The 14,623-nt window shown below is 69.8% G+C and carries 13 protein-coding genes; 9 read left to right on the top strand and 4 right to left on the bottom strand.

From position 1 onward, the window contains the following. Positions 1 to 58: 58 nt before the first annotated feature. The gene (locus ABD655_RS12040; protein ID WP_344714231.1) at positions 59 to 1,054 is read right to left on the bottom strand and encodes an NAD-dependent epimerase/dehydratase family protein; all 996 of its coding nucleotides are present in this window, start codon (positions 1,052 to 1,054) and stop codon (positions 59 to 61) included. Positions 1,055 to 1,097: 43 nt separating this feature from the next. Between ABD655_RS12040 and ABD655_RS12035 the strand changes: the two genes are divergently transcribed. Further along, a complete protein-coding gene (locus ABD655_RS12035) occupies positions 1,098 to 2,108 on the top strand; it encodes a magnesium and cobalt transport protein CorA (protein WP_344714229.1) in 1,011 nt (336 codons plus the stop codon). A gap of 54 nt (positions 2,109 to 2,162) precedes the next feature. Next, the gene (locus tag ABD655_RS12030; RefSeq protein WP_344714228.1) at positions 2,163 to 3,488 is read left to right on the top strand and encodes an FAD-binding oxidoreductase; all 1,326 of its coding nucleotides are present in this window, start codon (positions 2,163 to 2,165) and stop codon (positions 3,486 to 3,488) included. 16 nt (positions 3,489 to 3,504) lie between these two features. Here the strand turns inward: ABD655_RS12030 and gndA are convergent, their stop codons facing one another. Beyond that, positions 3,505 to 4,956, bottom strand: a complete 1,452-nt coding sequence (gndA, locus tag ABD655_RS12025; protein ID WP_378721210.1) for an NADP-dependent phosphogluconate dehydrogenase — start codon at positions 4,954 to 4,956, stop codon at positions 3,505 to 3,507. 335 nt (positions 4,957 to 5,291) lie between these two features. Between gndA and ABD655_RS12020 the strand changes: the two genes are divergently transcribed. Next, on the top strand, positions 5,292 to 5,843 hold the full coding sequence (locus ABD655_RS12020) for a gluconokinase (protein WP_344714225.1): 552 nt from the start codon (positions 5,292 to 5,294) through the stop codon (positions 5,841 to 5,843). On the opposite strand, the gene ABD655_RS12015 is transcribed toward ABD655_RS12020, so the two are convergent. Further along, complete coding sequence (locus tag ABD655_RS12015) at positions 5,828 to 5,953, bottom strand: hypothetical protein (RefSeq protein ID WP_344714223.1); 126 nt, start codon at positions 5,951 to 5,953, stop codon at positions 5,828 to 5,830. The two genes, ABD655_RS12020 and ABD655_RS12015, sit on opposite strands and share 16 nt — an antisense overlap. A gap of 250 nt (positions 5,954 to 6,203) precedes the next feature. On the opposite strand from ABD655_RS12015, the gene ABD655_RS12010 reads away from it, so the two are divergent. Together ABD655_RS12010 and pth are read left to right on the top strand one after the other, a co-directional pair. Continuing rightward, positions 6,204 to 6,857: a 50S ribosomal protein L25/general stress protein Ctc gene (locus tag ABD655_RS12010; protein WP_344714221.1), complete on the top strand. Its 654-nt coding sequence runs from the start codon at positions 6,204 to 6,206 to the stop codon at positions 6,855 to 6,857. 107 nt (positions 6,858 to 6,964) lie between these two features. Continuing rightward, on the top strand, positions 6,965 to 7,549 hold the full coding sequence (gene pth, locus ABD655_RS12005) for an aminoacyl-tRNA hydrolase (RefSeq protein ID WP_344714219.1): 585 nt from the start codon (positions 6,965 to 6,967) through the stop codon (positions 7,547 to 7,549). A 12-nt stretch (positions 7,550 to 7,561) separates the two neighbouring features. On the opposite strand, the gene ABD655_RS12000 is transcribed toward pth, so the two are convergent. Continuing rightward, positions 7,562 to 8,281, bottom strand: coding sequence for a hypothetical protein (locus ABD655_RS12000; protein ID WP_344714217.1), 720 nt, complete (start codon positions 8,279 to 8,281; stop codon positions 7,562 to 7,564). Positions 8,282 to 8,410: 129 nt separating this feature from the next. On the opposite strand from ABD655_RS12000, the gene mfd reads away from it, so the two are divergent. The 4 genes from mfd (at position 8,411) to ABD655_RS11980 (ending at position 14,609) form a co-directional block, all read left to right on the top strand. Then, complete coding sequence (gene mfd, locus ABD655_RS11995; protein ID WP_344714216.1) at positions 8,411 to 12,064, top strand: transcription-repair coupling factor; 3,654 nt, start codon at positions 8,411 to 8,413, stop codon at positions 12,062 to 12,064. A gap of 101 nt (positions 12,065 to 12,165) precedes the next feature. Then, entirely contained in the window at positions 12,166 to 13,857 is a 1,692-nt protein-coding gene (locus tag ABD655_RS11990) for an MFS transporter (protein WP_344714214.1), read from the top strand. Between the two features lie 115 nt (positions 13,858 to 13,972). Further along, positions 13,973 to 14,395, top strand: a complete 423-nt coding sequence (locus ABD655_RS11985; protein WP_344714212.1) for a DUF2652 domain-containing protein — start codon at positions 13,973 to 13,975, stop codon at positions 14,393 to 14,395. Positions 14,396 to 14,414: 19 nt separating this feature from the next. Beyond that, entirely contained in the window at positions 14,415 to 14,609 is a 195-nt protein-coding gene (locus ABD655_RS11980; RefSeq protein ID WP_344714210.1) for a hypothetical protein, read from the top strand. The last annotated feature ends 14 nt before the right edge of the window (positions 14,610 to 14,623 follow it).

The raw sequence follows: 14,623 nt of genomic DNA, 5'->3' as shown, positions 1-14,623 counted from the left end.
CCTATGTGGTTGCTATGGAGCCGGCTATGCGCTTGCTGTGAGATCGGGGCAGCGGGCGTCAGCCCGACGAACGGGCGTACGCGGCCAAGCGGTCGAAGAGGGCGTCCCGCTCGGCATCCACGATCTGCTCGGCGGGATGGGCATCGAAGTGGGCGATGATGCGACGCGCGCCTTCGTCGAAGGTGATCGTGGTGCGGAACTCGGGAACGAGCGCCGTCACCTTGCTGACGTCGAAGACCATCGAATGGGACTTGTCACCGAGGAGGCCGGGGCCCAGCTCCGGCGAGCGGGCGGCGATCGCGTCCGACGCGACGTGCACGAAGTCCGCGTCCGGCGCTCCCGCGGCATCGGCGAGCCAGCCGTAGATCCGGTTCCAGGTCGGGGCGTGCGTCCCGGTGATCGTGAACGCTTCGCCGATCGCCGCCGGGTTGGCCAGCAGCCCGGTGAAGGCGACCGCGAAGTCCTCGCTGTGGGTCAGCGTCCACTGGCTCGTGCCGTCGCCGTGGATCACCACGGGCTTGCCCGCCCGCATGCGCGCGATGTCGGTCCACGCGCCCATCGTCGGAATCATGCGCTCGTCGTACGTGTGCGACGGCCGCACGATCGTGACGGGGAAGCCGCGGTCGCGGTACGCCTCGACCAGGACGTCCTCGCAGGCGATCTTCTCGCGGGAGTACTCCCAGAAGGGATTGCGCAGGGGAGTGGATTCGGTGACCGGCAGTCGCTGGGGCGGCTTCTGATAGGCGGATGCCGAACTGATGAACACGTATTGGCCGCAGCGTCCCTCGAACTGAGCGAGATCGGTGCGCACGTGCGCGGGCGTGAACGCGAGGAACTCCGCGACGACGTCGAACTGCTCCCCGCCGACGGCACGGCGCAGCGCGTCGGCGTCGTGCACGTCCGCAACCAGCTCGCGGACGCCGTCGGGGAGGGGCCGGCGCGCAGAGCCGCGGTTGAGCACTGTGACGTCGTGGCCGAGCGCCACGGAGCGTCGCACGCTCGCAGCGCTGATCGTGCCGGTGCCGCCGATGTACAGGATCCGTAACGGTGCCATGTCCCGACCCTAACCGCCGTCATGCGCGCTTATCGTGGCTGGCATGGCATTGATCGACACTGCGGTCTACGTCGGCGGCACCCGCATCGGCGAGGGTGCGGCTCCCGCCGATGCGGTCCGGCAGGCGCGCGCCGAGGGCGGCATGGTGTGGATCGGGCTGCGCTCGCCGGACGCCGAGGAGCTCGGCGAGGTGCAGACGCTCCTGGATCTGCACCCGCTGGCGGTGAAGGACAGTCTGCGAGGACACCAGCGCGCCAAGTTCGAGAGGTACGGTGCGATGTCCTTCCTCGTGGTGCAGCCCGCCCGCTATCTCGACGCGTCCGAGACGGTCGACTTCTCGGAGGTCGACTTCTTCGTGGGCGAGGACTTTCTGGTCACGGTCCAGGACGACGACATCGACGTCCATGGTGTCCGCGCGGAGCTGGAACAGCATCCGGCGATCCTCGCGAAGGGAACGTACGGCATCGTCTGGGCGCTGCTCAGCCGTGTGCTGGACGATTACGGACCCGTGATCGACGGTGTCGAGACCGACATCGACGAAATCGAACAGGAGCTCTTCTCGCAGGTGCCGGCGGTCTCCCGACGCATCTTCGGTCTCCAGCGCGAGGTGATCGACCTGCAGCACGCGACCTCACCGCTGATCGACATCTTCGACCGCATGCAGGCGGTGCTCTCCGAGCGGGCCGATGGGCGGGAATCGCCGGCGTTCCGCGAGCTCGGGGACCGCGCCGGCCACGTGGTCGACCGCGTGGACGCCTTCCGCCACACCCTCGACAACGCCCTCACCGTCCATGCCAGCCTCGTCGAGCAGGAGAACAACGAGGCCATGCGGCGGATGACCGAGACCGGGCTGCAGCAGAACGAGCAGGTGAAGAAGGTGTCCGGCTGGGCGGCTATCCTGTTCGCACCGACGCTCGTCGGCACGATCTACGGCATGAACTTCGACAACATGCCCGAGCTGCATTGGACGTTCGGCTATCCGCTGGCGCTGCTGGCCATGCTCGCCACGAGTCTGACCCTCTACGCGATTTTCAAGCGCCGCGGCTGGCTCTAGCGGTGCGCCGAGGGGTCTCGACGCACGTCGGTGGCCTCGGGTATCGTCTGTGCGATGCGAATCGATGGGCTGATTTCCGAACTGCCCGGACGCGCTCTCGCGCCGGGAGATGACGGGTGGGAGGCGGCGCGGCACTTCCACTCGGGCGTCGGCGAACCCGACGTGATCGTGCGTGCCGGATCGGTGGATGACGTCGTCGCGGCCGTGCGCTGGGCGTCGGCCGAGAGCGTGCCGATCGTGGTGCGCGGCGGCGGGCACAGCGCGTGGGGCGCGGTGCCCGGTGGTCTCGCGCTCGACGTCTCGGCGCTCAGAGAGGTGGAGGTCGACGGCACGCTCGTCCGCGTCGGCGGCGGCGCCACGTGGGGACACGTGGCCGCGGTCCTGGCGGAACGGGGTCTCGGCCTCAGCTCCGGCGACACCGCCTCGGTCGGCGTGGGCGGTCTCACGCTCGGCGGTGGGATCGGGTGGATGGTCCGCGCCTGGGGCCTGGCCGCCGACCAGCTGGTCGGCGTGCAGATCGTGAGCGCGTCCGGCGACGTCCTCGAGGCGACGGACGAGTCCCATCCCGACCTGATGTGGGCGCTGCGCGGCGGCGGCGGCAACTTCGGGGTCGTCACGCGATTCGACTTCCGCGCCCATGAACTGCGCTCGGTCGTGTTCGCCACCCTCGCGGTGACCGGCGACAGCCGGGCGGTGCTCCGTGCCCTGCGCGACGCCATGAAGGTCGCGCCGCGCGAACTCACCGTCACCTACATGCACGTCCCGCCGATGGACCCGAACGCGCCCGCCGGTGCGGGCATCACAGCGTGCTGGATCGGCGATGACGAAGCGGCCGCACGAGCCGCGCTCGCGCCGCTGCTCGCCCTCGACGGCGTCGAGGAGATGGAACTGGGCGCGCGGGCGTATCCCGGCATCCTGATCGAGGCTCCGGCCGCCGACCCGGACCAACCGATGCCCGGCCTGATCGGCGGCAACACGCTGCTGCACGAGCTGAGCGAGGACGCCCTGGAGAGACTCGTCGCGTTCCGCGAGACGCACGAGCCGTCGGCGTTGCTGCTGCGATCACTGGGCGGAGCGTTCGGCGACGTCCCGCAGGATGCCTCCGCGTTCCCCGCGCGCGACGCCACCTGGTTCGCGATGGCCTTCGCCTTCGACATTCCCGGGATGCTCGATGACGCCGGCCGGTCGCGGATCGCCGCGGACTGGGATGCGATCGAAGCGCTCGGCGAAGGGTTCTACGGCAACTTCACCATGTCGACCGAGCCGGGACTGGTCTCGCACATGTTCTCACCCGAGACGATGGCGCGCCTCGCGGCCGTCAAGCGCGACTGGGATCCGGGAAACGTGTTCTGCCGCAACCACAACGTGCGGCCCGGGTGAGGCTGCGCCCTGCTTGCTAGTGGGTGTCCTCGGCTTCGATCTCGGTGCGGTCGCCCGACCAGAGAGTGTGGAAGGTGCCGGGCTTGTCGATGCGCTTGTAGGTGTGCGCTCCGAAGAAGTCGCGCTGACCCTGGATCAAGGCCGCCGGCAGTCGCTTCGCGCGCAGGCCGTCGTAGTAGGACAGCGAGGACGAGAACGCAGGGGCGGGGATGCCGGCGCCTGCGGCCGTCGCGATGATCCGTCGCCACGCGTCCTGTGACCGCGTGAGCGCGTCGACGAAGTACGGCGCGGTCAGCAGGACCGGCAGGTCCGGGGTCTGGGCGTAGGCGTCGGCGATGCGATTGAGGAACTGCGCGCGGATGATGCAGCCTCCGCGCCAGATCTTCGAGATCGCACCCAGGTCGATCGCCCAGTCGTACTCCGCCGCACCGGCGCGGATCTCGTCGAAACCCTGCGAGTAGGCGACGATCTTCGACGCGTACAGGGCCAGACGGACGTCCTCGATGAACGCGTCGGGGTCCGCGACGGACAGCGACTCGGCCGGCCCGGGCAGGTCGCCGGATACGGCGCGCTGCTCGGGGTGGCTGGAGAGCGAACGGGCGAAGACCGCTTCGGCGATCCCCGAGACGGGGACGCCGAGGTTCAGCGCGGTCTGCACCGTCCACGCGCCAGTACCCTTGGCGCCGGCCTGGTCCAGGATCACATCCACCAGAGCCTTCCCGGTGTCCGCGTCGACCTGGCGCAGTACCTCCGCGGTGATCTCGATCAGGTAGGACTCCAGCTCGCCCTCGTTCCACTCGGCGAACACCTCCGCGATCTGCGCCGGGGTTCGCCCGGTACCGCGGCGGATCAGGTCGTAGGCCTCGGCGATCAGCTGCATGTCGGCGTACTCGATGCCGTTGTGCACCATCTTCACGAAGTGGCCGGCGCCATCGTGGCCGACGTGGGTCACGCACGGCTCGCCCTCGGCGATCGCCGCGATGGACCTCAGGATCGGCCCCAGGGTGTCCCACGACTCGTCCGACCCGCCCGGCATCAGCGAGGGACCCAGTAGCGCGCCCTCCTCGCCGCCCGATACGCCCATGCCGACGAAGTTGATGCCCGTCTCGCGGACCGCCTTCTCGCGGCGGATGGTGTCGGTGAACAGCGCGTTGCCACCGTCGACGATGATGTCGCCCGGCTCGAAGACGTCCACCAGCGCGTCGATGACCGAATCGGTGGCCGCCCCGGCCTTGACCATGATGATCGCGGTCCGCGGCTTCTGCAGGGACGCGGCGAACTCCTCGTAGTCGTACGAGGGGACGAAACCGGCCTCCGGGTGCTCGGACATCAGCGCATCCGTCTTTCCGCGGCTGCGGTTGTGGATCGCCACGGTGTTGCCGATCCGGCTGGCGAGGTTGCGGGCGAGATTCGAGCCCATCACGGCGAGACCGACCACGCCGATGTTCGCGGGCCCCACGCTCGGCACGGCGGACGGCTGCGCGCTCCCGGCCTGGCGTGGGACATCCTCGGGCGCAGGCGCCGCCGTGTGCTGCGGTGCCGAGTCGGGAGCGTCCTCCCGGTCGTGGGAAATGTTCGTCTCTGCCGACTTATCGTTCGAGGACACGCCTGCTCCTTAGGACCAGAGGGTTGTTAGCGAAGGTGCGGGCGGCACGGACACGAGCCCACCAGATCAGCATAGGGACGTCGGCGGGCGACGATCAGTCCTCGCGACCCGGAAATCGTGGGGGAGCCCGACCAGACCGGCTCCGTGACGGAGGCCCCGCCACCAGGGGTTTCTGTTTACGCGGTTAGCATCGAAGGATGCAGGGACAGTTCGACACCGCTTCGGTCGCGCCGGCGGTGACGCCCGGGATCCCACTCGTGTGCGTGATGGGGGTATCGGCTGCGGGCAAGTCGACGGTCGGGGCCGCGCTGGCCGACGCGCTGGGGCTGCCGTTCGTCGACGCGGATGACCTGCACTCGAGCGCCCACCGCGCCAAGATGGCGGCGGGAACCCCGCTGAGCGACCTCGACCGCTGGCCGTGGCTGGATGCCGTCGGCGAGAGGTTCGCCGCCCACCGGCGAACGGGCCTGGTGACGGCGTGCAGCGCGTTGCGCCGCGCCTACCGCGACCGCATCCGCGCCGTCGAGCCGGGCGTCGTCTTCGTGCACCTGGACGGCTCGCGCCAGCTGCTGGCCGACCGCGCCGGGGCCCGCGCCGATCACTTCATGCCGGCTGCGCTCCTCGACTCGCAGTTCGCGACGTTGGAGCCGCTCGCCGCGGACGAACCCGGCCTGGTCGCGGATGTGTCCGCACCAGCCGAAGAGCTCGTCGCCGACATCGCGGCCCGGCTGCGTCAGTCCTTGCGGTAGTTCGCGCGGCCGAGCGACCAGAAGGCGAGCACCGTGCCGATGAAGCCCAAGCCGGCGATGGCGGCGACCGTGCCGACGAGGATCGTGGTGGTGAGCTGCGTATCGAGCAATGGATCCTCCGGGTGGCGAAAAGGGGGCGTCCTCATCGTAGCGGGGCCGCTGGTAGACTGAGACCTTGAACTTCGGCGAGGGATACTTCGCACCGACCCTGACCGGCCGGGTGCGGCATCCGTGATCGACGCAGTGATGCAGGCTCACGGCTTTCCTCACGCGCTCGCGTTCGAGTCGAAATGCAGACCCCCCATACCTGGGCCCGTGGGCCCGAGATCAGACCGGGCCGCGTGCCCGCAAGGAGAAACCATGTCTACCGAGACCAAAGAGATCGACTCCAAGGTTCAGGCCGAGCTTCGCGAGAACTTCGGCAAGGGCTTCGCTCGCCGCCTGCGCGCTGCCGGCAAGATCCCCGCTGTCATCTACGGCCACGGCACCACCCCGGTGCACGTCGCGCTTCCCGGCCACCAGGTCTCGCTGCTGATCCGTCGCGCGAACGCGGTGCTGGAGCTCGAGGTCGAGGGCAAGCACCAGCTCACCCTCGTCAAGGACGTGCAGAAGGACCCCGTGCACCAGATCATCGAGCACATCGACCTCCTGGTCGTGCGCAAGGGCGAGAAGATCCAGGTCGACGTGCCCGTCTCGGTCATCGGCGAGCCTGCTCCCGGCACCATCGCCGCACAGGACGCGAACACCGTCCTGCTCGAGGTCGAGGCCACGCACATCCCCGAGCGTGTCGAGGTCGACGTCGAAGGCCTCGAGGAGGGCGTCCACATCACGGCGGCCGACCTCACGCTGCCCAAGGGCGCGTCGCTGGCCGTCGATCCCGAGACCCTGATCGTCGCCATCTCGGTCCCGTCGGCAACACTTGCCGCCGAGGACGAGATCGCCGAGGCGGATGCCGCCCTGGCCGCCGAGCAGGCGGAAGAGTCCGAAGAGACCAAGGAATCCGACTCCGAGTAATCGCGATGTCGGGGGAGGGGGGTGCGGCTTTCCGCGCCCCCTTTCCTGTACTCGGCGAACTTCGCTGCCCGTCCACCGCGGGCACGATCAGCGGCAGGATATGAGGCATGGCAGACACGTGGCTGATCGTCGGCCTGGGCAACCCCGGCCCGCGGTACGAACTCACCCGGCACAACGTGGGTCAGCTCGTCGTGGATGAGCTGGCGGCGCGTCGCGGCGAGACCTTCCGCGCCCACAAGGCGAACGCGCGCGTCGTCGAGACCTGGCTGCAGCCGGGGGGCGCGAAGCTCGTGCTGGCAAAGCCCAACACGTTCATGAACGTCTCCGGCGGCCCCGTCGCGGGGCTCGCCCGGTTCTACGGAGTGGATCCTGAACGAGTGATCGTCGTCCACGATGAGATCGACATCCCGTTCGACGCGATCAAGCTGAAGGCCGGCGGCGGGCATGGCGGTCACAACGGCGTGCGTGATGTCGCCAAAGCCCTCGATTCGACCGCGTTCTCACGGGTGCGGGTGGGGATCGGGCGCCCCACCGGCCGGCAGGAACCGGCGGACTGGGTGCTCGAGCCGTTCGGCGCCTCGGAGCGCAAGAATCTGCCCATTCTGCTGGCGGATGCCGCGGACGCCGTCGAGCAGCTCGTCGGTGAGGGGCTGCTCGCGGCGCAGCAGAAGCATCACGCCCCACGCGTCTGACCACCTCGGGCGTCAGAGCAGTGATGCTCCCGCGGCGAATCCGACCGCGAGGAAACCCTGGGCCCCGATGCCGAACGCGATCGGGCCGATCGCGGCGATCACGATCGCGGCGACGCCCCACCCGCGTCCGCGGGCCTTGACGGTCGCGACGATGCCCTGCACGATCGCCCAGATTCCCAGCGCCGTCCCGGCCCAGAACGCGAGTTCGCCGAGGAGCACCCACCCGCGCACCGGCGTGAGGATCGACCAGTCCCAGTCGATGTCGCCGGGGATGAGGGCGAGGTCGCGGCCGGTTCCGAGTCCGATGCTGTAGCCGGCGACCGAGCCCAGCACGGTCGCGCCGAGCACCGCGGCCACGGCGAGACAGAATGCGGCGATGCCGAGCCCGGGACGCCCGATGGGGCGGCTGCGCGGTGCCGCCGCCGCATACGGGCCATACCCCTGGGGAGGTGTCGCGTACCCCGACGGTGGGGCGAAGCCCTGCGGCGTCCCATATCCGTGCGCGGACGCCGGGTGTTCCGGTGAGGCGTACCCCGGCTGGCTCGCAGGCAGCGGCGTTGCGCGCGGAGCAGCGGTCTGCGCGGTCGGGGGGTATCCGGCGGCCGCGGCGTACGGCGGAACCGCCGGAGGGACGTACGGCGGAACCACCGGTGGTCCCGGAGGAAGCGGCGGCGCGCCGGCGGACGTCCGGGTGGGCGGGATCGGCTCGCCAGGCGTCGCGGGGGCGCTCACGGCATTCATCCTACGAGCCCTACGCTGACCCGCCCGGCCGCAGTCGGGCCGGACGGACACGTGCGGCGCCGCGTGGGCGGGCCCCGGGCCGTCGGGCACAGTGTCCGCTCTCACCCGTAGACTCGTCCGGTGACTGTTCCCGGGATTGTGCGCGCCCTCGAACAAGGGGAGTCGTTCCGGGATGCCGCGTCCGCAGCACCCGTCGATGCGGATTTCTCGCTCGTCGAAGGCCTCGGTGCCCCGCTGCTGGCAGCACTCCTCGAGAGGCGTCGTGCCGCCGGCCGCCCCGGTGCGCTGTTCGTCATCGCCCCGACTGGACGCAGGGCGGAATCGCTCGGCCCCGCGCTGGAGGCGCTCCTGCCCGGCGCCGACGTGCTGCACTTCCCCGCGTGGGAGACGCTGCCGCACGAACGACTGAGCCCGAGCCCCGAGACGGTCGGCCGCCGCCTCGACGTCCTGCGGCGCATCGCCCGGTGGAACGGCGAGACGCCGCTGGTGGTCACTTCCTCGGTCCGTGGCGCGTTGCAGCCCCTCGCGGCCGGCTTGGCGGATGCCGCAGAGGTGCATCTCGTCGTCGGCGAGCGGGGCCACGATCTCACCGAGGTTTCGGCGCGGCTGGTCGAGCTGGCCTATCACCGGGTGGACATGGTCTCGCGCCGCGGCGAATTCGCGCTGCGCGGCGGCATCCTCGACGTCTTCCCCCCGATCGCCGACCACCCCTACCGGGTCGAGTTCTTCGGCGACGAGGTCGATCAGATCCGTGCGTTCTCGGTCGCTGACCAGCGTTCGCTGCCGGGCGAGGTTCCGGCGGTCGACCTGCCGGCGAGTCGCGAACTTCTGCTGACCCAGGCTGTGCGCGATCGCGCCCGGCAGCTCCAAGACGGTTTCCCCGGCATCCGGGGGATGCTCGAGAAGATGGCCGAGGGAATCCCCGCCGAGGGCATGGAGTCGCTGATCCCCGCCCTGGTCGACGACATCGTCACCGTGGTGGATTATCTGCCGGAAGGATCGGCGATCGCGCTGATGGAACCCGAGCGGTCGGTCACGCGTGCGATCACGCTGCTGGAGACGAACCGCGAGTTCCTCGAGGCCGCGTGGAGCGCGGCGACGGCCGGCGCGGCCAGCCCTGTCGACATCGGCTCGGGGGACTTCGTCAGCCTGCCGGAGCTCCGCGCGGCAGCCGGGGACCACGGCATCGCGTGGTGGACGCTCAGCGCGTTCGACTCCGGTGCCGCCGATGCGTCCGCCGAGGGGCTCCTGGAGACCTCCGGCGTCGGCGCCGGTGCCGAGATCCGGGTGCGGGGAGCGTCGGTTCCCTCATTCCAAGGCAACGTCGACGGCGCCACCGCACACGTGGGCGAGCTTGTGGCCGATGGGTGGCGTGTGGTGGTCACGGCATCCGGCACCGGCCTCGTCGAACGCGCGCGCGACGTCCTGGCCGAACGCGGAATCGCCGCCCGACGCGTCGACGACGTGCTCGAGCCGCCCGAGCCCGGCGTGGTCCACGTGGTCCTCTCCACGCTCGAGCGCGGGTTCGAGTCCGCCGATGCCAAGCTCGCGGTGCTGACCGAGTCGGAGTTCTACGGGCGGACGATCAGCGGCGACCAGCGCCTGGTCAAGAAGCTCGCCTCGCGGCGTCGCAACGTGGTCGATCCCCTGCAGCTGAAGACCGGGGATTACGTCGTGCACGTGACCCACGGCATCGGGAAGTTCGTCGAGCTCACCCAGCGCGAGGTCTCCAGCGGCGGGCGCAACCCGGTCAAGAGCGTCCGCGAGTACCTCGTGCTCGAGTACGCGCCGGCAAAGCGCGGCTACCCCGGTGACAAGCTGTTCGTTCCGACCGATCAGCTCGATCTGCTCTCGAAATATGTGGGCGGCGAGGCGCCGACGCTGTCGAAGATGGGCGGCAGCGACTGGTCCCAGGCCAAAGGCAAGGCGCGCAGGGCCGTCCGTGACATCGCCGTCGAGCTGGTGAAGCTCTACTCCGCCCGGATGGCAGCGAAAGGCTATGCCTTCGGTCCTGACACCCCGTGGCAGCGCGAACTCGAGGAGGCCTTCCCGTTCGCCGAGACGCCGGATCAGCTGCAGACGATCGACGAGATCAAGGCGGACATGGAAAGGCCCATCCCGATGGATCGGCTCCTGTCCGGTGACGTCGGCTTCGGCAAGACCGAGGTGGCCGTCCGGGCCTCGTTCAAGGCGATTCAGGACGGCAAGCAGGTCGCGATGCTCGTCCCGACGACGCTCCTGGTCAAGCAGCACATCGAGACCTTCACCGAGCGCTTCGCCGGGTTCCCGGTGCAGGTGCGCGCACTGTCGCGGTTCCAGACCGACAAGCAAGCCCGCGAAACGCTTGCCGGCATCACGGACGGCACCGTCGACATGGTGATCGGAACGCACCGGATCCTCACCGAGGGCGTCGTCTTCAAAGACCTCGGTCTCCTCATCATCGACGAGGAGCAGCGCTTCGGCGTCGAGCACAAGGACAAGCTCAAGAAGCTGAAGACGAACGTCGACATCCTCGCGATGAGCGCGACCCCCATCCCGCGCACACTCGAGATGGCGGTGACGGGCATCCGCGAGATGTCGACCCTGCAGACTCCGCCGGAGGACCGGCATCCGATCCTGACCTACGTCGGGGCGCGCAACGACAAGCAGATCGCGGCCGCGATCCGCCGCGAGCTGCTTCGCGAGGGCCAGATCTTCTACGTTCACAACCGCGTCTCGTCGATCCAGCGCGTGGCCGCGGACCTCGCCGAGCTCGTGCCCGAAGCGCGCATCGCCGTGGCGCACGGTCAGATGGGGGAGCACGCCCTCGAGCAGGTCGTGGACGACTTCTGGGAGAGACGGGCCGACGTTCTGGTGTCGACGACGATCGTCGAGACCGGTCTGGACATCGCCAACGCGAACACGATCATCATCGACCGCGCCGACAAGTACGGCCTCTCGCAGCTGCACCAGCTGCGCGGTCGGGTGGGTCGTGCTCGCGAACGCGCGTACGCCTACTTCCTGTACGACGAGAACAAGCCGCTGTCCGAGACAGCGGCCGACCGCCTCGAGACCATCGCCGTGAACAACGACCTCGGCAGCGGCATGCAGGTCGCCCTGAAGGATCTCGAGCTGCGTGGTGCGGGCAATCTGCTGGGCGCCGAGCAGGCCGGGCACATCGCCGGCGTCGGCTTCGACCTCTACCTGCGCATGATCGGCGAGGCCGTGGCGACCTTCCGCGGCGAGGACACCGAGGGCCCGACCGAGCTGCGACTGGAACTGCCGGTGCAGGCCCGCATCCCGGAGTCGTACATCGACAGTGAGCGACTGCGGCTCGAGGCGTACCAGAAGCTGTCGGCAGCGGCATCCGCCGCCGCCAAGCACGACGCGATCGACGAGGTCGTGGATGAGCTGCGGGATCGGTACGGCGAACTCCCGGCCGAGACCGAAGGCCTGCTCGCGGTGGCCCGACTGCGACGACGCGCGGCTCAGACCGGACTGACCGACATCGTCGCGATGGGTCCCAACCTGCGCGTCGCGCCGGCGAACCTTCCCGATTCGATGCTGGTGCGCCTGCAGCGGCTGTATCCCAGCTCCAAGGTTCTCGCCGGCGGCGAGGCTCTCGTCATCCCGATGCCGCGGGTGGGTGGCGAGCGGGTCTCGGATGCCGATCTCGTCGCCTGGGTGCGTCAGCTGCTCGACCAGCTCTTCCCGTTGCCGGCGCCCGAGGCGCCCGCCGCGACGATCCCTGGCGCGGCCGCGGCCGCGGCCGCGGGCGCTCCGGCGGACGCCTGAGACGCGCGCGGTTCGAAGGCCGGGTCTCGTCGGAGCGCCCTCGGCTGCCCGCGTCGCGCGTGCGCTGGCCGTCACCGTCGGGCAGGCCCTAGAGTCTGCCCATGGGCCTCGGTGGGAGCCGCCGTCGGCTCCGCGAGGCCGCCTCCGCCTTCACGAGCAACTGGCGCAACCACAACCTGCGTCGCGCCCAGCTGAGCTTTCTCGGCGCATGGACCGCGGAGTGGGCCTTCACCGTCGCGCTCGGCATCGTCGCCTACAACGACGGGGGTGCGCTCGCGCTCGGGCTGGTGGGACTGCTGCGCATGCTGCCTTCGGCACTGCTCGCGCCGCTGCTGTCCCCGTTCGCCGATCGCGGACGCAGGGAGCGGGTGCTCGTCGTGGTGTCGACGTTGCGTGGGGTCGCGACGGGCGTCGCGGCAGTGACGGTCGCCCTGGCGGGTCCGATCCTTGTGGTCTACGCGCTGGCGGTGCTCTCGACGATCGCGGCAACGCTCTTCCGCCCCGCACACTCCGCGCTCCTGCCGACCCTGTGCCGGACCGGGCACGAGCTGGCCAGCGCGAATGTGGTTCGCGGTCTGCTCGATTCGATCGCGACGCTGGTCGGACCACTGCTGGCCGCAGTGCTGCTGGCGTTCACTGACGTGTCCGTCGTGTTCGCCGTGGCCGCGGCCGCCTCGTTCTGGGCAGCTCTGCTGCTGCTGCGGGTCCGCTACGACGCGCCGCCGCGCACGGCGGCGCCGCGGCGCCCGGATCTGGGTGGCGAGGCGCTCGAGGGCATTCGCGCGGTCGCGCAGAACCGCGATCTGGTCCTCATCCTCGGTCTGGCGGCGGCGCAGTCCCTCACGCGGGGCGCGCTGACCGTGTTCTCCGTCATCGTCGCGATCGAGCTGCTCGACACCGGAGATCCGGGCGTGGGCGCCCTCATGGCCGCGGTCGGAGTGGGAGCCGTGCTCGGGTCGCTCGGGGCCTCTCTGCTCGTCGGCACCGGCCGGCTCGGTGCCTGGTTCGCGGTCGGGGTCGGACTCTGGGGTCTGCCCATCGCGCTCGTGGGCGTCTTTCCCCAGGAGATCGCCGCACTGGGTCTGCTGGCCTTCGTCGGGGTCGGCAATGCCCTGATCGATGTCGCCGGATTCACCCTGATCGCAAGGCTCGCACCCGATGCGGTGCTGGCCCGCGTGTTCGGCGTGCTGGAGAGCCTCGTCGCCGTGTCCATCGGGCTCGGCGCCATCCTGGCATCGGCCGTGATCGCGTGGCTCGGGGTCGAAGCCGCGTTGATCGGGATCGGCCTGATCTGCCCCGTTCTCGCCGTGGCTTCCTGGTGGCGTCTGCGACGCCTGGACCGGTCCGTCGACACCCTGGATGTGGACATCGGGCTGCTGCAGCAGGTTCCGATGCTGGCGCCGTTGCCGCTCCCCGCGATCGAGCAGCTGGCGCGCGGGCTCGAGACCGTCACGGTGCCCGCCGGCCAGGCGGTGGTCACGCAGGGAGAGGTCGGCGACCGTTATTTCGTGATCGAGTCGGGTGAGGCGGACGTGGTCGGCGACGGGCGGGTCGTGGCCACGCTGGGCCAGGGGGACGGTTTCGGCGAGATCGCGCTGCTGCGGCGCACGCGTCGTACGGCGAGCGTGGTGGCCAGAACCGCACTCGCGCTCCACGCACTCGGCTCCGACCGGTTCATCTCGGTCGTGCTGGGCTACAGCCCGAGCGCCCGGGCGGCAGAGGCGGGAGTCCAGGACCGGCTGGACCGTTTCGCGCCGCGGGAGTCCTTCGATGAACCCCCGACCACGTCGTGAATCCTGCTGTTGAGATACGACGGCGTTGATGGGATTGTGAGGCATGACATCCGAGCGTGCGGCTCTGCTGATCGCTGACATCGGCGGGTACACCGAGTACATGGGCTCGCATCGGATGACGCTCGCACACGCCGAGGTCAATACGGCCCGGATGCTGGATCGGATGATCCGGGCGGCGCGCGGCTTCGATCTCGTCGAGATCGAGGGCGACGCCGCTTTCCTCTCGCGTCCGGCCGGCGCGCGCGATCCTGACACGACGATCACCGACATCCTCCAGGTCGCCGTGGCCATGCATCGTGCCTTCCACATCGAGCGCCAGTACGTCGCGACCAACCTCTGCCCCTGCGGGGGCTGCCGGGAGGCGGGCAATTTGACGCTCAAGGTCGTGGCGCACGTGGGCGAAGTGGCCACCCAGACCATCCGGGGGGCGGATCAAACTCGTCGGCATCGACGTGATCCTCGTGCATCGCCTGCTGAAGAACTCGGTGGAGATTCCGGAGTACGTGCTGATCTCCGAGGAGCTCTAAAGCACGGATGAAGCATCGCTCCCGGGGCCCGTGCGCGAGATCTCACCCGATCTCGAAGGCATCGGAACGGTCCGTGCGTACTTCGTCGACGTCGCGGACCTGGGCGGAACCCTGCCGCCGCCGCGCGCGGCATCCTGGCGCGCCCGGCTGGGGAGCACGTTCGCGGCGGTCGGCCAGGGGATGCCCTACATGCTCGGACTGAAGCAGCCGCGCAGAGTGCGCTGATCGCAAGCGGAGAG

It is taken from the genome of Microbacterium terregens, from assembly GCF_039534975.1.
In the GTDB taxonomy this organism is placed as follows: domain Bacteria; phylum Actinomycetota; class Actinomycetes; order Actinomycetales; family Microbacteriaceae; genus Microbacterium; species Microbacterium terregens.
This window is presented reverse-complemented; position numbering and strand designations above follow the sequence as displayed.